The sequence below is a fragment of the Belnapia sp. AC561 genome (assembly GCF_979252845.1).
On the sequence record NZ_CEEDBP010000053.1, the window covers coordinates 1 to 14,284 of the forward strand.

General features: G+C 72.2%; 14 protein-coding genes. 7 read left to right on the forward strand and 7 right to left on the reverse strand.

All coding sequences use genetic code 11. From position 1 onward, the window contains the following. Nucleotides 1–605, forward strand: a 605-nt coding sequence (locus tag AC0IW9_RS27580; RefSeq protein WP_471651509.1) for a transposase, incomplete at its 5' end; no start/stop codon positions are given. Nucleotides 606–626: 21 nt separating this feature from the next. On the opposite strand, the gene AC0IW9_RS27585 is transcribed toward AC0IW9_RS27580, so the two are convergent. Further along, nucleotides 627–1,328, reverse strand: coding sequence for a hypothetical protein (locus AC0IW9_RS27585; RefSeq protein WP_471651510.1), 702 nt, complete (start codon nt 1,326–1,328; stop codon nt 627–629). A 222-nt stretch (nt 1,329–1,550) separates the two neighbouring features. On the opposite strand from AC0IW9_RS27585, the gene AC0IW9_RS27590 reads away from it, so the two are divergent. Together AC0IW9_RS27590 and AC0IW9_RS27595 are read left to right on the forward strand one after the other, a co-directional pair. Further along, a complete protein-coding gene (locus AC0IW9_RS27590) occupies nt 1,551–2,705 on the forward strand; it encodes a DegT/DnrJ/EryC1/StrS family aminotransferase (RefSeq protein WP_471651511.1) in 1,155 nt (384 codons plus the stop codon). 84 nt (nt 2,706–2,789) lie between these two features. After that, on the forward strand, nt 2,790–3,521 hold the full coding sequence (locus AC0IW9_RS27595) for a DUF1194 domain-containing protein (protein WP_471651512.1): 732 nt from the start codon (nt 2,790–2,792) through the stop codon (nt 3,519–3,521). Here the strand turns inward: AC0IW9_RS27595 and AC0IW9_RS27600 are convergent, their stop codons facing one another. Then, the gene (locus AC0IW9_RS27600) at nt 3,522–3,944 is read right to left on the reverse strand and encodes a DUF3775 domain-containing protein (RefSeq protein WP_471651513.1); all 423 of its coding nucleotides are present in this window, start codon (nt 3,942–3,944) and stop codon (nt 3,522–3,524) included. It lies immediately after the preceding gene. Between the two features lie 241 nt (nt 3,945–4,185). Here AC0IW9_RS27600 and AC0IW9_RS27605 point away from each other — a divergent pair, with 241 nt between their 5' ends. Continuing rightward, the gene (locus tag AC0IW9_RS27605) at nt 4,186–4,533 is read left to right on the forward strand and encodes a hypothetical protein (protein ID WP_471651514.1); all 348 of its coding nucleotides are present in this window, start codon (nt 4,186–4,188) and stop codon (nt 4,531–4,533) included. Nucleotides 4,534–4,603: 70 nt separating this feature from the next. Here the strand turns inward: AC0IW9_RS27605 and AC0IW9_RS27610 are convergent, their stop codons facing one another. After that, entirely contained in the window at nt 4,604–5,770 is a 1,167-nt protein-coding gene (locus AC0IW9_RS27610) for a PP2C family protein-serine/threonine phosphatase (RefSeq protein ID WP_471651515.1), read from the reverse strand. Continuing rightward, nucleotides 5,767–7,419, reverse strand: coding sequence for a methyl-accepting chemotaxis protein (locus tag AC0IW9_RS27615; protein WP_471651516.1), 1,653 nt, complete (start codon nt 7,417–7,419; stop codon nt 5,767–5,769). Before AC0IW9_RS27615 ends, AC0IW9_RS27610 begins: the two co-directional genes overlap by 4 nt. Before the next feature lie 160 nt (nt 7,420–7,579). Here AC0IW9_RS27615 and AC0IW9_RS27620 point away from each other — a divergent pair, with 160 nt between their 5' ends. Both AC0IW9_RS27620 and AC0IW9_RS27625 read left to right on the forward strand, forming a co-directional pair. Then, entirely contained in the window at nt 7,580–8,302 is a 723-nt protein-coding gene (locus AC0IW9_RS27620) for an aspartate/glutamate racemase family protein (RefSeq protein WP_471651517.1), read from the forward strand. A 109-nt stretch (nt 8,303–8,411) separates the two neighbouring features. Next, on the forward strand, nt 8,412–10,493 hold the full coding sequence (locus AC0IW9_RS27625) for a methyl-accepting chemotaxis protein (protein ID WP_471651518.1): 2,082 nt from the start codon (nt 8,412–8,414) through the stop codon (nt 10,491–10,493). A gap of 8 nt (nt 10,494–10,501) precedes the next feature. Here the strand turns inward: AC0IW9_RS27625 and AC0IW9_RS27630 are convergent, their stop codons facing one another. The 3 genes from AC0IW9_RS27630 to AC0IW9_RS27640 are packed head-to-tail and all read right to left on the reverse strand — an operon-like array spanning nt 10,502 to nt 12,812. Then, the gene (locus AC0IW9_RS27630; protein ID WP_471651519.1) at nt 10,502–11,245 is read right to left on the reverse strand and encodes an FkbM family methyltransferase; all 744 of its coding nucleotides are present in this window, start codon (nt 11,243–11,245) and stop codon (nt 10,502–10,504) included. Further along, nucleotides 11,242–12,147, reverse strand: a complete 906-nt coding sequence (locus AC0IW9_RS27635) for a VOC family protein (protein ID WP_471651520.1) — start codon at nt 12,145–12,147, stop codon at nt 11,242–11,244. Before AC0IW9_RS27635 ends, AC0IW9_RS27630 begins: the two co-directional genes overlap by 4 nt. Continuing rightward, nucleotides 12,144–12,812, reverse strand: coding sequence for a glutathione S-transferase (locus AC0IW9_RS27640; protein WP_471651521.1), 669 nt, complete (start codon nt 12,810–12,812; stop codon nt 12,144–12,146). Before AC0IW9_RS27640 ends, AC0IW9_RS27635 begins: the two co-directional genes overlap by 4 nt. A gap of 130 nt (nt 12,813–12,942) precedes the next feature. On the opposite strand from AC0IW9_RS27640, the gene aptA reads away from it, so the two are divergent. After that, nucleotides 12,943–14,265, forward strand: a complete 1,323-nt coding sequence (gene aptA / locus AC0IW9_RS27645) for an omega-aminotransferase AptA (protein ID WP_471651522.1) — start codon at nt 12,943–12,945, stop codon at nt 14,263–14,265. Nucleotides 14,266–14,284 lie beyond the last annotated feature (19 nt).

Below are 14,284 nucleotides of genomic sequence, written 5' to 3' on the forward strand. Positions count from 1 at the left end.
CCCCCTGGTCCCCCCTCACCGATGAGGAATGGGAGCACATCGCCCCCTTCCTCGCCGCCATGAACTGCGGCCTCAGCTTCACCCGCCGCGCCGGCCGCCCGCCGGAGGATACCCGCGCCCGGCTGGACGCCATCTTCCGCGCCGTCACCCTGAAGCACCCGAAGGGCGGCCGCGCCGCCTGGTCGCAATTGCCGGAAGGCCACGGCAAGCCGGATACCGTCAGCCGCACCTATCGCCGCTGGGCCCGGCTGAACCTCTGGGGCCGCCTGCTGGTGGAGGTCGCCTGCCCCACCGCCGCCCCGGCGATGCGCCGCCTCACCTACCTGGTCTGCTGCGCCTTCCGCCGCGCGACCCGCGTCATGGGCCTGCGCGCCATCCTCCTGGCGCGCCGCCTTGGCCTGCACTCGGCCCTGCCCGCGCCGACCTCGCTCTGCCCGGACCCGGATTTGTCCGAGGATCTCTGGCCGCTGCTGCCCGCCATCCTCATCCGCATCCTGGAACGGCCGGGATGGCGCCCGGCCCGCGCGGCGCTGCGCGGCCTCCGCGCGCTGCACCGCTTCGCCGCCGGCCGGCAGCGCTTCGCCCGCTGGATGGAACCGGCCTGAGCCGCCGGCCCCGCCGCCGTGTCAGCTGTAGTGATGCGCCAGGAAGGCGGCGTCGCGGTTGCGGCAGAACTCCAGGTCGCGCGCCAGCTTCTTGTTCATGGCCGCGATGGTTTCCGGCTGCAGGTCGCGCCGGAACCGCCCGGGCGTGATGTCGGACCCCTTCCAGGTGCCGCCGACCTTCACCCAGTCGGCATTGCCGGCCAGGTTCTCCGGCCGCTCGATCCGCAGCTCCTCCGCCACGCGGGAGGGTGCCCGGTGGAACATCCGGCACAGGTTGTCCGTCATGTAGTCGAAGGCGCAGCAGAGCTGGGTATAGGAGGTCCAGGTGATCACTGGCCCGAAGGGCCCGTCCGAGGCCTCCCGCATCGCCGCGTAATTCGCCGAATTGTTGCGGCCGAGCGCGTAGCGGTCGATCCCCTCCGCCTCCACCTTGGCGCGCTTCTCCTCGGCGACCTCGGGGCTGTCGATGGTATTCGGGTGCTGCAGCGCCCACCAGTACTGGTTGCAGGCCAGGTCCCGCGGGTCGCGGAAATGCATCACGGTGCGGAAGGCTCCCAGGTCGACATCCGCCGTCCAGTGCCGGGGCCCGCGGAACCAGTAGAGGATGTTCTGGTTCTTCCAGTCGAGGAACAGCTTGCCCTCGCCCTTCTCCATGGCCGCCGGCGCATTGGCCGGGCGGAGCTTCACCGCCGGGCCGGCGATGATCTGGAGGATGCGCAGCATGGAGGCCGTGCCGGAGGTCGGAGAACACACAAACAGATAAGCCACATCCGCATCCTTCGCGTTGCATCGCACTGCAGCACGAGGATAACGCGAAAGCGAGGTCCCGGTCGACAACCGCAACGCTCCGGCGGCGCCTGTCCGGCCCGGCCGTGCCCTCCGGTGTTGCACTGGGAAACCCTGCTTGATTGTACCGCGGGCCCCCGCCGGCCTAGTAAGGCCGGCATGAACGCACCGCGCCCCATCGCCTTCTTCGACATGAAGGCCCAGCAGTCCCTCATCCGGGCCGAGATCGATGCCGGCATCGCCCGCATCCTCGACCACGGCCGCTTCATCCAGGGGCCGGAGGTGGATGCGCTGGAAGCCCAGCTCGCCGCCTTCTGCGGCGCGAAGCATGCGGTCGGCGTCTCCTCCGGCACGGATGCGCTGCAGATCGCCATGATGGCCGAGGGCATCGGCCCGGGCGACGCCGTCTTCCTCCCCGCCTTCACCTATACCGCGACGGCCGAGGTCCCCCTGGTGCTCGGCGCCACCCCCGTCTTCGTCGACGTGGATCCCGTCACCTACAACATCGATTTGTCCGATCTCGAACGCCGCCTGGATCTGGTGATCAAGGAAGGCCGCCTCCGCCCCCGCGCGGTCATCGGCGTCGACCTCTACGGCCTCCCCGCCGACTGGCCCGCGATCGAGGCGCTTTGCGCCAAGCACGGCATGTTCGCGCTCGACGATGCCGCCCAGGCCTTCGGCGGGGCGCTCGGCAACCGCCGCCTCGGCACCTATGCCCATGCCACGGCCTGCAGCTTCTACCCAACGAAGACGCTTGGCTGCTACGGCGACGGCGGCGCCATCGTCACCAACGACCCGGCCCGCGCCGAGCTCTACCGCTCGCTCCGCACCCACGGGGAGGGCAAGACCCGCTACGAGGTCCAGCGCACCGGCATGAACGGCCGCCTGGACAGCATCCAGGCCGCCATCCTCCTCGCCAAGCTGCCGCTGCTGGAGGGGGAGCTGAAGACCCGCGCCCAGGCCGCCGCCTGGTACGAGACGGCGCTGGCCGGCCGCGTCCGCACCCCGCAGACCACGGAGGGCGCCACCAGCGCCTGGGGCATCTACACCATCGCCCTGCCCGATGCCGCCACCCGCAGCCGCGTCCAGGCCGCCATGCAGGCCGCCGGCGTGCCGAGCGCGATCTACTACCCGAAGCCCCTGCACCACCAGCCGGCCTATGCCGCCGCCCATGCCGGCGGCATAGCCGGCGGCCCGCCGCCCCTGCCGGTCAGCGAGGCGCTTTGCGATCAGGTCCTTTCCCTGCCCATGCACCCCTATCTGTCGGAGGGCGACGTCTCCCGCGTCGCCGCCGCCGTCCTTGCGGCGCTCTAATCGCCGTCACCCCCGCGGTTCTTTCTTGAACCGCGGCGCCCTGGCGCGCTTCCATGACGCATCCGCGTCAGGGAGGCTCCAGGCGTGCCGCAGCCCCGCCCATTCCGCCGCCGCCCGCTCCTCGCCGCGGCCGCCGCCCTTGCCGCCCGCCCGGCATTTGCCGCCGGGGATCCGGTCGATGTCCTGCTGGTGCTCGCCGTCGACGTCTCCCGCTCGGTCGATGAGGACGAGGCCCGCCTGCAGCGGGAGGGCTACCGCAACGCCGTCTCCGACCCCGCGGTGGTCGAGGCGATCCGGGGCGGCATGATCGGCGCGGTGGGCCTCGCCTATGTCGAATGGGCCGGCGCCGAGTACCAGCGGCTGGTCCTGCCCTGGCTCCGCATCGCCAGCGCGGCGGATGCCACCGCCTGGTCCGAGAGGCTGGCGGAAGCCCCGCGCGCCTCGCTCTCCTGGACCTCGATCTCCGGCGCCCTCGACTTCTCGCTGAGGATGCTGAACGAGGCGCCCTTCGAGGCGACCCGCCGGGTCATCGATGTCTCGGGCGATGGCGTGAACAACAGCGGCGGCGCGGTCGATGTGGCCCGCGACCGCGTGGTGGCCGAGGGCATCACCATCAACGGCCTGCCCATCGTGAACGACCGCCCGACCTTCGGCCGCATGCCCAGCGTGCCGCTCGACGACTACTACCGGGACAACGTCATCGGCGGCCCCGGCGCCTTCGTCGTCGTCGCCGAGGACTTCAACAGCTTCGGCAATTCGGTGAAGCGCAAGCTGATCCGCGAGATCGCCGCATTGCCAAACCCTGCCGCCGGCTGACTACCGCTCGATATCCTCGATCGAGAGGCCGAAGGCGGCCACGCCCTCGGCCAGCATGTCGCCCAGCATGTCCATGCCGATGAGGTAGTGGCCGGTGCCGGTCGCCTCGTTGCGGTCGAGCGCCAGCTTCAAGGCCTCGTCCCATTCCTCGGCGGTGTAGTCGCCGCGGCCGGTCCAGGCGAGGGCGATCAGGGCCGCCTGCTCATCCTGGTTGAGCCCGTCGATGAAGGCGACCAGCGCCTCCTCGGTCATGTCGTCCGGGTCGTCCTGCAGCAGGGCGGCCTCGCTGTCGTCGTCCTCGTCCAGCGCCTCGGGATCGGTTTCCTCAAGTCCCTGGATGGCCCGGGCGTGGTCCACGACGGTGGCCACGGTCTCCAGGCTGATGCCGAGGTCGACATCATCATCATCGATCGGTGGTGCCATCCCTCGCGCTCCCATGCGGCCAGCGGCAAGCCGGTCCAGCTCGCCGCAACATAATCCAAAGGCCGCGCCGCGCATAAACCGCGGCACCGGCATCGGTTCCCGCCACGGCGGGCTAATCGAGGCGGCCTACACGGCCATGGCATGGAACATGCCGGGCGCCGCGACGTTCGAGGGATACGGCATCTTCAGACTTCCCCCCAATGAAAGGCCGCAAGCTATGGAAATCCCTCACGGAAGCTGGTTGTGCCGAATTATCGGCACTGCCGGCCTGGCTCTCGGTATCATCCTCCCCGCCGGTGCCGGCGAAGCCCAGGTCGAATTGCAGGCCCCGGCGCTGGTCGCACCCAGCCTTGGTTGCGGCGCCGCCCCGGCGACCGCGGCCCTGTTCACCCGGGTGGCGCAGCGCAAGCCGCGCCAGCACAGCTCGCGGCGCGTGCCGCGCCGCCATCATGCCGAGGCCGCCCCCGCGGTTCCGGCGGACCCCGAGCCCAGCCTGAGCCATGCCTATTTCACCTGCTCCACCACGCCGCTGGTGGCCCTCCCGGTGGGTGCCGGCTGGCTGGCGGTCGGGCCGCAGCGACGCAGCTAGGGTGTTGCAGACCCAAGGGAATACACCAGGACGCTGCGATTTTGCAACAAAATAGCGGCCCGGCACGGTGTCAGCCCTGGAAGCGGAAGGCCAGGGCGGTGATGTCGTCCGCCTGGGGCGCATCCCCGGCGAAGGCGGCGATCCGCGTCAGCACCGCGGCGATGATGGCCTCGGGCGTCGCCCCGGCGACCGGCGCCAGGCATTCCACCAGCCGGTCCCGGCCGAGGAAGCCGCCCTGCCCGTCCTCCGCCTCGGTCACCCCATCGGAGAAGAGCAGCAGCGCCTCCCCCGCCTGCATCGCCACCGGCTCGGATGCGTAAGCGAAATCCTCCATGATGCCGAGCGGCGGTTGGCGCCGCTTCGGGTCCACCACGCCCACCCCGCCTGGGCCGAGGCGCAGCGGCGATTCATGCCCGGCCAGGGCCATCCGCCCCGTCCCGGTCAGGGCATCCAGCACCAGCACCACCGCGGTGACGAAGGTCTGCTCCTCGTTCGCCGCGGCCAGGTCGTCGTTCGCCCGGCGCAGGATCTCGGCTGGGTCTGGCGGCGTTCCACCCGCGGCCAGCAGCTTGGCCGAGGCCCGCATCAGCCCCACCGTCCGCGCCATGGTCAGCCCCGCCGGCGCCCCCTTGCCGGAAACATCGGCGACGGTCAGCAGCAGGTGCCGCGCATCCAGCCGCAGGATGTCGTACAGATCGCCGCCGACCTGCTTGGCCGGGATCATCGCCGCATGCAGCGCCAGCCCGCCTGACGCCAGCCCGGCGAAATCGGTCGGCACCAGTGAGAGCTGGGCGGCGCGGGCGCTTTCCAGCTCACCCTCGAGTGCGGCCAGCCGCTGCGCCGCCAGGTCGCGCAGCCGCTTCTTGTCCAGCACCGCACCGAGCCGGGCCCGCAGCAGGGTCGGGTCGAAGCTCTTCGGCAGGTAGTCCTCGGCGCCGAGCTCGATGCAGCGGGCGATCTTGGTCATCTCGGTCAGCGCCGAGATGACGATCACCGGCGGCTCCACCCGTGCCGAATCCCGCATCCGCTCCAGCACCCCGATGCCGTCGAGGTTCGGCATCTCGAGATCCAGCAGCACCACGTCGAAGTCCTGCGCCGCCATCGCCGCCAGCGCCTGGATGCCGTCCTCGGCGACTGTCACGCCGGGATAGCCGAGTTCCCCCAGGCGGCGGCGCAGCAGCAGCCGGTTGAAGCTGCTGTCGTCGACCACCAGGATCGCCGTCTCGGGCTCGCTCATGCATCCTCCCGCGTGGCGACCATGGATTCGACCGCGCCGCGGGTATCCGAGGCGAGGCGCGAAAGGTCGATCATCGTCACGGTGATCTCCTCCGCCGCCGTCGCGCTGGATTGCCCGATGCGCGTCAGGGTCGAGACCCGGTCGCTGATTTCGGCCACCGTGGCCTGCTGTTCCTCCATCGCCACGGCGATGGCGCCGGCGAGGCGCGCGCTCTCGCTGACCAGCCGCTCCAGCCGGTCCATCGCCTCGCCCACCGTGCCCGCGGTGAGGCTGCCTTCCCGGGTGCGGCGGCCGGCGAGGACGACCACGTCGGCGATCTCCTGCGCCAGCGCCTCGGTATTGCCGGCCAGCGCACGGACCTCCTCCGCCACCACCGAGAGGCCGCGGCCATGCTCGCCGGCCCGCGCCGCCTCGATCGCGGCATTGATCGCCAGGATATTCGTCTGCGTCGCGATCTTGGCGATGGTGCCGGCGATCCGCGTGACGCGTTCCGTGTCCTCGCCCACCGCATCCACCGTCTCGACCAGCAGATGCACCTTGGTCAGGCTGTCGGCGGCAAGGTTCTTGGCTTCCTCGGCCCGGTCATGCGCATCCTGGGTGCTGCGGCCGACCTCGCGGATCGCCCCGGTGCTCTGCGACAAGGCATCGGCGACCTGGCGCAGCTCGTTCAGCTGGGTGGTCGCGCCATCCGAGACTTGGCTGATCGCATGGCTCGCCTGGGTGGTGGCGACGGCGGTTCGGCGGGCGCCTTCCAATGCCTGGTCCATCAGCCGCCGCGTCGCCTCCAGGTTCTGGCGGAAGACGACGACGGCGCGGGCCATCTCCCCCACTTGGTCCTGCCGCCCGGCTTCCGGCACCACGGTATCGACCTGGCCGCGGGCCAGGCTTTCCATCGCCGCGGCCACGCGGGACAGCGGCCGCGCGGTGAGATGCACCAGCACCAGCCAGGTGAGTGCCACGCCCACCAGCCCGACCCCGGCGGCGGCGAAGGTAATCTGCCGGCCGAGTGCCGAGAGCGCCCGGGCATTGGCCAGGGTGCGGTCGGCATCGGCGCGGACGATGTCGCGTGCCGCGACGGTCAGGTTGTTGAAGGCCACCACGAGATCCAGCCATTCCTCCTGCAGGGGGCCGAATTGCGCCCGCTGCCGCCCGGCGAAGGCGGCCCGCACCCTTTCGGCGAATTCGGGGAGCCGCCCCAGCATGTCCCGCGCCCCACCCAGCACCAGCGGGTCCACCCGCTGGCCGACGATGGATTGCACCGCATCGGCGCTGCCGCCGATCAGCTCGGCACTCCGCACCATGCGCCCGGCGGCGGAGGATGAGGGCAGCACCCCGGCCAGCACCGCGGCGAAACCGGCGGAGAAATCCGCGACCTGGGTGGCGAACCCATCCACCGCCTCGGTCGCCGCACGGTCATGCACCCCAAGCCCCTCGATGATCCCATTCTGCCGCTCAAGGATGAACAGACCGGTACCGGCCAGCAGGCCGAGCACGCTCAGCATCAGGATGGTGATGAAGCCGGCGCGGATGCCGATGCGGCCGGACCAGGCGGTGCCATGGCGGGGCGATGCCGGGGCGCCGCCGCGCACCCCGCCGGCATAGCGGCCGGGTGGCTCGGGGCTGGCGGATCGCGGGGAATCGGGGGCCATGTCTCACATACTCCGGCAGCCCGGCGCAGGGCGTGCCACCTCGGCCTTGGTTGGAATGATAGCGTAGCGTTCCGGCCTGGCCAAAGCCAAGGCGCCGTGCTGGCCAAGCCGGGCCGGGCCGGGCCATGCTGGCGGCGAAACGCCGCATCAGGGCCGCCGCATGACCCGCATCCTCGTCGTCAACAGCAATACCTCGGACAGCGTCACCGCCCGGATCGGCGCCGCTGCCCGGGCCGTGGCCCCCGCGGGCGTCAGCATCGACTGCGTCTCCGCCCCTTTCGGCCTGCCGCTGATCGTGACCCGCGCCGATTGGCTGGTGGCCGGGCCGGCGACCCTGGCGGCGCTGGCCGCCCGGCGTGGCCACTACGACGCCGCGGTGATCGCCTGCTTCGGCGACCCCGCCCTGGATGCCGCCAAGGAATTGCTGGACGTCCCGGTGCTGGGCATCTCGGAGGCCGCCTTCCACGCCGCCTGCATGCTCGGCCGCCGCTTCGCCGTGGTCAGCTTCACCAAGGCGCTGCGGCCGATGTTCGAGGATTGCCTGGACCACCATGGCCTGCGCGAGCGCTGCTGCGGCTTCCGCATGGGCCCGGCCTTCAGCGGCGACCCCGGCACCGTCGCGGAGGAGCGCCTCGAGCTGCTGATCGGGCTCTGCCGGGAGGCGGTGGAGGTGGATGGCGCCGAGGTGCTGATCCTCGCCGGCGGCCCGCTCGCCGGCCTGGCCCCGGTGCTGCAGCCGCATGTCTCGGTGCCGCTGGTGGATGGCACCCAGGCGGCGGTGCGGCTGGCCGTGGCGCTCGCCGGGCTGGCGCCGCTCGGCCAGCGGCGCCGGCCGCGGCCGCTTGCGGGCTATGGGCCGGATCTGACGACGCTCTATGGCTGACCGGGTCGCAGCGCCGGGGCCATGCGCTTAACCGGGCACTAAGCCATCAGGGACTAGCCTCAGGCCGCATGCGCCATTCCGGCGGTGCCATGGCCAAAGGGTTCCCAGGATGGCACGCCGATTCTCGATCGCGGTGCAACTCGGCCTCATGGCCGGGGTGCTCTGTACCCCGCTGCTGATCGGCACCGGCGCGGTGGTGGCCGATGCGGCCGGGCAGCTCCTTGCCGCCCGCCGCACGGTGGCGGTGGCCGAGACCACCCGCACCACCTTCATCGCCCTGCAGCAGACCCGGGTGGAACGCGGGCCGATCCGCAATGCGCTGCGCGGCGCCGGGCCGGAGACGGGGGCCTTCGTCGAGGGCATCGCCCGCGCCCGGTCGATCGCCGGCCCGGCACTGGAGGCGCTGGCCCTGGCCTGCACCCGGGTCTCCTGCGCCACGGGCGATGCGCCCGCACGCCTGGCCGAGACCAGGGCCAGGCTCGAGGCGATCCGGCGGGAGGCCGACCCGGCGATCCTGCTGCCACTGGCACAGCGCCCGGCCGGCCTCGCCGACCGCTACAATGCCGCGGCCACCGGTCTGGTGGAGCTGCTGGAGGAGTTCAGCCACAACCTGACCGCCCAGGTCCGCGACATCGACGGGCCGAGCGCGACCCTGGCCCAGGTGAAGGACGCCGCCTATGCCACCCGCGATGCCGCCGGGCTGGAGCGGGACATGCTGGTCGCCGGCATCGCCAACGGCGCCTTCACCCCGGCCGAGCGCCAGGGCATGGCCGAGCTGCGCGCCCGGGCGGGGGTGGCCTGGTCGTTGGTGGCGGCGGTGGAGGAAGGGCTGCCGGCGCCGGCCCGGGCGGCGATCGAGCAGGCGAAGCGGGTCTATTTCGAGGGCTTCGTCGCCCAGCGCGCGGCGCTGGAGCAGGCGGTCCTCGCCGGCCGGCCGCCGACCCTGGATGTCGCCGGTGTCAACCGCGGCATCGATGCAGGCACCGCCAGCCTTTTCGCCGTCGCGGATACGGCGCTGGCCAGCATCGGCGAGCGGGCGCGGGAGACGATGCGGACCGCGGAATGGCGGCTCGGGCTGATGGCGGGGCTGGCGCTGCTCATCACCCTGCTGGGCCTGGGCGCGGCGCTGGTGGTGCGCCGGCGCATCCTCCGCCCGCTCACCCTGCTCTGCACCGCGCTGCGGCAACTGGCCCGGCGGGAATACGGCTTCGCCCTGGGGGATGCGGCGCGGCCGGACGAGATCGGCGAGATGTCCCGCGCCGTCGAGGAATGCCGGAGCGGACTCCGCGATGCCGATGCCATGGCGGCGGCGCAGCGGGGCGAGCAGGCCGCGAAGGAGGCCCGGGCCAGCCGCGTGGTCGCCCTGGTGCGGGAATTCGAGGCGGAGACGGGCGCTGTGCTGCAGGCGGTCGCCAGCGCCGCCGCCACCCTGGAGGCGACCGCCGGGACATTGCAGACGACGGCACGGGAGGGCACCGAGAGCGCCGCCTCGGTCGCCGCCGCTTCCGGGCAGGCCAGCGCCAATGTGCAGACGGTGGCCGCCTCGGCCGAGGAGATGGCGGCCAGCATCGGCGAGGTTGCCCGCCGGATGGGCGAAGGGGCCGCCCAGGCGCGGGAGGCGGCGGCGCAGGCCCGCAGCACCGATGCCACGGTGCAGACCCTGGCGGCCGCGGCCAGCCGGATCGGCGACGTGGTCCAGCTCATCAACGGGATCGCCGGGCAGACCAACCTGCTGGCGCTGAACGCGACGATCGAGGCGGCGCGGGCCGGGGAGGCCGGCAAGGGCTTCGCCGTGGTCGCCAGCGAGGTGAAGGCCCTGGCCACCCAGACCGCCCGCGCCACCGAGGAGATCGGCGCCCAGATCGCCGCGATGCAGGCCGAGACCAGCCGCACCGTTGCCGCCATCGCCGGCATCGCCCGCACCATCGAGGCGATCGATGCCAGCACCTCCGCCGTCGCCGCCGCGACCGAGCAGCAGGCGGCGGCGACCCAGGAGATCGGCCGCGCCGTGGCCGAGGCCGCGGCAGGTACCCAGGAAGCCTCCCGCCATGCCGCCATGGTCAGCGAGGGGGCGGAGCGGACCGGGGATGCGGCGCGGCAGGTGCGTGGCGCCTCGGGCGAGCTGGCGCAGCATTCGGGGGATCTGCGGCGCCGGGTCGATGGCTTCCTCGGCAGCATCCGGGCGGCCTGAGAGGCGCCTCAGGCGGTGATGCGGGCCGGCTCCAGGCTGGCATAGACATCGCCGCTATTGGCCTCGGCCGGCAGCGCGGCGATCCAGCGGGCCATGGCGGCGGCGGTGATCGGGGCGGGATGGGCGAAGGCCATGCTCTCCCCCAGGCAGGCATTGAGGTGGCGGTAGCCGAGCGCCTCCAGCCGGCCCAGGCAGTCCCGCGCCACGCCGCGCTGGATGGTGGTGAATTCGAAGGACAGGCCGCGCGGGGCGAAGGACAGCCCGGCGAGCGCGGCGGCCTCGTAGCCCTCGACGTCGATCTTGATGAAATCCGGCCTGCCATGCGCGGCGGCCAGCGCATCCAGGGTGGTCACCGGCAGGGCGAGTTCGGCATCCCAGGCCTGGCCTTCCCAGCCGGGGGCGCCGGCGGCGGCGGCGATGAAGTCCGGGCTGGCGGTGGCGACGGTGGGGTTGGCGGCATTCAGCCGCAGCACCGCCTCGCCCGGCGCGGCGCCGACCAGGGCGGCGATCCGCGCCATGCCGGAATCGCGGCCGTAGAGCAGGCGCAGCAGCCGGGCGAGGCGCGGCTGCGGCTCCACCGCCACCACCCGGGCGCCGAGGCGGCGGAAGCTGGCGGCGCGGTCGCCGACATGGGCACCGATATCGAAAGCCAGCTCGCCGGCGGCGAGGAAGCGGCGGTGGAAGGCATCCAGCGCCATGGCGCGGCCGGGGGCATAATAGGTCCGCAGGCTGCGGCCGATTGCGCTGCTCACGCGGCGAAGACCAGGGCGGCGCCCCCGGCATAGTCCGGCGGCACCATCAGCCCCTGGCCCCAGAGCCCCTGCACCGGCACTGCCGGGATGCTCTCGGCCGCCAGCAGGGCGGTGACAGCGGCATTGCCGTCGCCGGTGCGCACCACCATCCCGGCGATGCAGGGGGAGGCCGGGGCGGCGATGCCGGGCAGGACGGCGGGCAGCGCCTCGGCCGGCAGGATGCGGAGGCTGGTCGGCAGCAGCGGCGCCTCGGGCCCGGCGGCGCCGGCGAGGCCGGGCAGCCCGAGCAGGAAGCCCCCGGCCGGGTCCGGCTCCAGCGGCAGGCCGGCGAGGCGGGAGAGCCGTGCCGCGGTCTCGGCCGGGGTCTCGCTGGCGAGGATGACCGATTCGAGCGCGACGGCGCCGTTGCGATGGCCCATCCAGCGGGCATCCCAGACCAGCTCGGCGGTCAGGTGGCGGATGAGCTGGAGGCGGCCCTCCGGCGCATCCGGCAGCGGCAGCCGGGCGAAGCGGGCGATGGGGCCGCCGGCCTCGACCGGGCGTTCCAGCATGGAGATGCCGGGGATCGGGATGCCGGCTTGGCGGAGGCGGGCGAGGTTCGCCGCCTCGTCCTCCATGGCGAGCGCGATGATATGCAGGCCGGGATAGCGGGCGAGAAAGCCGTCCAGCCCGTTGGAGAAGCGCCCGGCATCGAGGATGGCAATCAGCTCGATGTAGCCGTGCTTGAGGAAGGCGCAGCGGTTGCCACTGCCGAAGAGTTCCACCGGCCCATCGGGGGAGCGCTTGCCGGATTGCTGGGCGATGGGCGAGAGCGCGAAGCCGAGGCGCTCATAGGCCGCGGTCAGCGGGCCGAGGTCGCGGGCGGCGACGCCGACGTGGTCGAGGGCGACGGCGGTGGTCATGCGCGGGGCGCTCCCGGCGGGTTCTCGTATTTGTCGAGGAGCCAGGCGGCGGGCTCGGCCGCGGCCTCGGCGTACCAGCGCTGCAGCAGCGGGTGGGCGCGGACGGCGGCCATGTAGGCGCGGGTATCGGCGGCGAGGTCCGGTGCCCAGGTGATGAAGCGCGTCACCACCGGGGCATACATGGCATCGGCCAGGGTGAAAGCGTTGCCATAGAGGAAGGGGCCGCCGGAGCGCGCGACCGCCTCGCGCCAGAGGGTCTCGATCCGGGCGATATCGGCCAAGGCCTCGGGCGTGCGGCCACCGCCGGAGAAATCCCGGCCGAGGTTCATCGGCATGGCGACCCGCAGCCCGCGGAAGCCGGCATGCATCTCGGCCGAGATGGCCCGGGCATGCGCGCGCTGCGCCACATCGGCCGGCCAGAGCCCAGGGGTAAGCTCGGCGCAGTATTCGGCGATGGCGATGGTCTCCCAGACCTTCACGCCGCGATGCTCGAGATAGGGGACCAGCCCCGCCGGCGTCGCCGCCTGGATGGCCGGGGATGGGCCTTCGCGCATCTCGAGCGCCACTTCCTCCACCGCCAGCCCGGCGAGGTGGACGGCCAGCCAGCCGCGCAGGCTCCAGGAGGAATAGCGCTTGCTGCCGATGAAGAGGCGGCCTTCGGGCATGGTCGGGGCTTCCGTGGCGTGGTTTCGGCGATTTCCCTATCACGGGCGCCGCCCGGAGGCACCGCCCGCTTGCCCCCCGCGGCCTGCGGGTGTTGTTTAGCGCATCGGCCGGAGCCTGATGATGAACGAGATGAACGTACCGCGTCCCAACAACCTGGACGCGTACTGGATGCCCTATTCGGACAACAAGTACTTCAAGGCCAATCCGCGGATGATCGCGCGGGCCGAGGGCATGTCCTACTTCACCGCCGATGGGCAGGAAATCCTGGACGGCACCGCCGGGCTCTGGTGCTGCAATGCCGGGCATGGCCGGGTGCAGATCAAGGAAGCCATCCAGAAGCAGGCCGCCATCCTGGATTACGCGCCGACCTTCCAGCTCGGCCACCCCATCGCCTTCGAGGCCGCGGCGCGCATCGCCGAGCTGACGCCGGAGGGCATGGACAAGGTCTTCTTCACCAACAGCGGGTCCGAATCGGCGGATACCGCGCTGAAGATCGCGCTCGCCTATCACAAGGCCCGCGGCGAGAGCAGCCGCGTGCGCCTCATCGGGCGGGAGCGCGGCTACCACGGCGTCGGCTTCGGCGGCATGTCGGTCGGCGGCATCGGCGGCAACCGCAAGCAGTTCGGCGCCCTGCTGCCCTATGTGGACCACCTGCCGCATACCCATGGGATCGAGGCCAACCGCTTCGCCAAGGGGATGCCGGAGGAAGGCGCCCATCTGGCCGATGCGCTGGAGAACCTCGTCGCGCTGCATGGCGCCGAGACCATCGCCGCCGTCATGGTCGAGCCGATCGCCGGTTCGACCGGCGTGCTGGTGCCGCCCAAGGGCTATCTGGAACGCCTGCGGGCGCTCTGCACCAAGCACGGCATCCTGCTGATCTTCGATGAGGTCATCACCGGCTTTGGCCGCATCGGCACGAACTTCGGCGCCGAGCGGCTGGGCGTGACGCCCGACATCATGACCATGGCCAAGGGGCTGACCAATGCCGCGGTGCCGATGGGCGCGGTCGCGGTCCGCAACGGGGTCTACGACGCCATCGTCGAGGGCGCGCCGACGGGCATCGAGCTCTTCCACGGCTATACCTACTCGGGCCATCCGCTGGCCGCCGCCGCCGCCATCGCCACCATGGAGCTGCACCGGGAGGAGGACCTGCCGGGCCGGGCGCGGGCGATCGAGCCGCTCTGGCAGGAGGCGACGCATAGCCTGCGCGACCTGCCGAACGTCATCGACATCCGCGACTACGGGCTGATCGCCGGCATCGAGCTGGCGCCGCGCGGCGGCAAGCCGGGCCAGCGGGCGATGGAGGTCTTCCGCCGCTGCTTCGACAGCGGCGTGCTGATCCGCGTCACCGGCGACATCATCGCCCTCTCGCCGCCGCTGATCATCGAGCCGAAGCATATCGACCGGCTCTACGGCACCCTCAGCGACGCCATCCGCGCCGAAGCGGCCTGAGGCCATGGCCAAGCCGGCC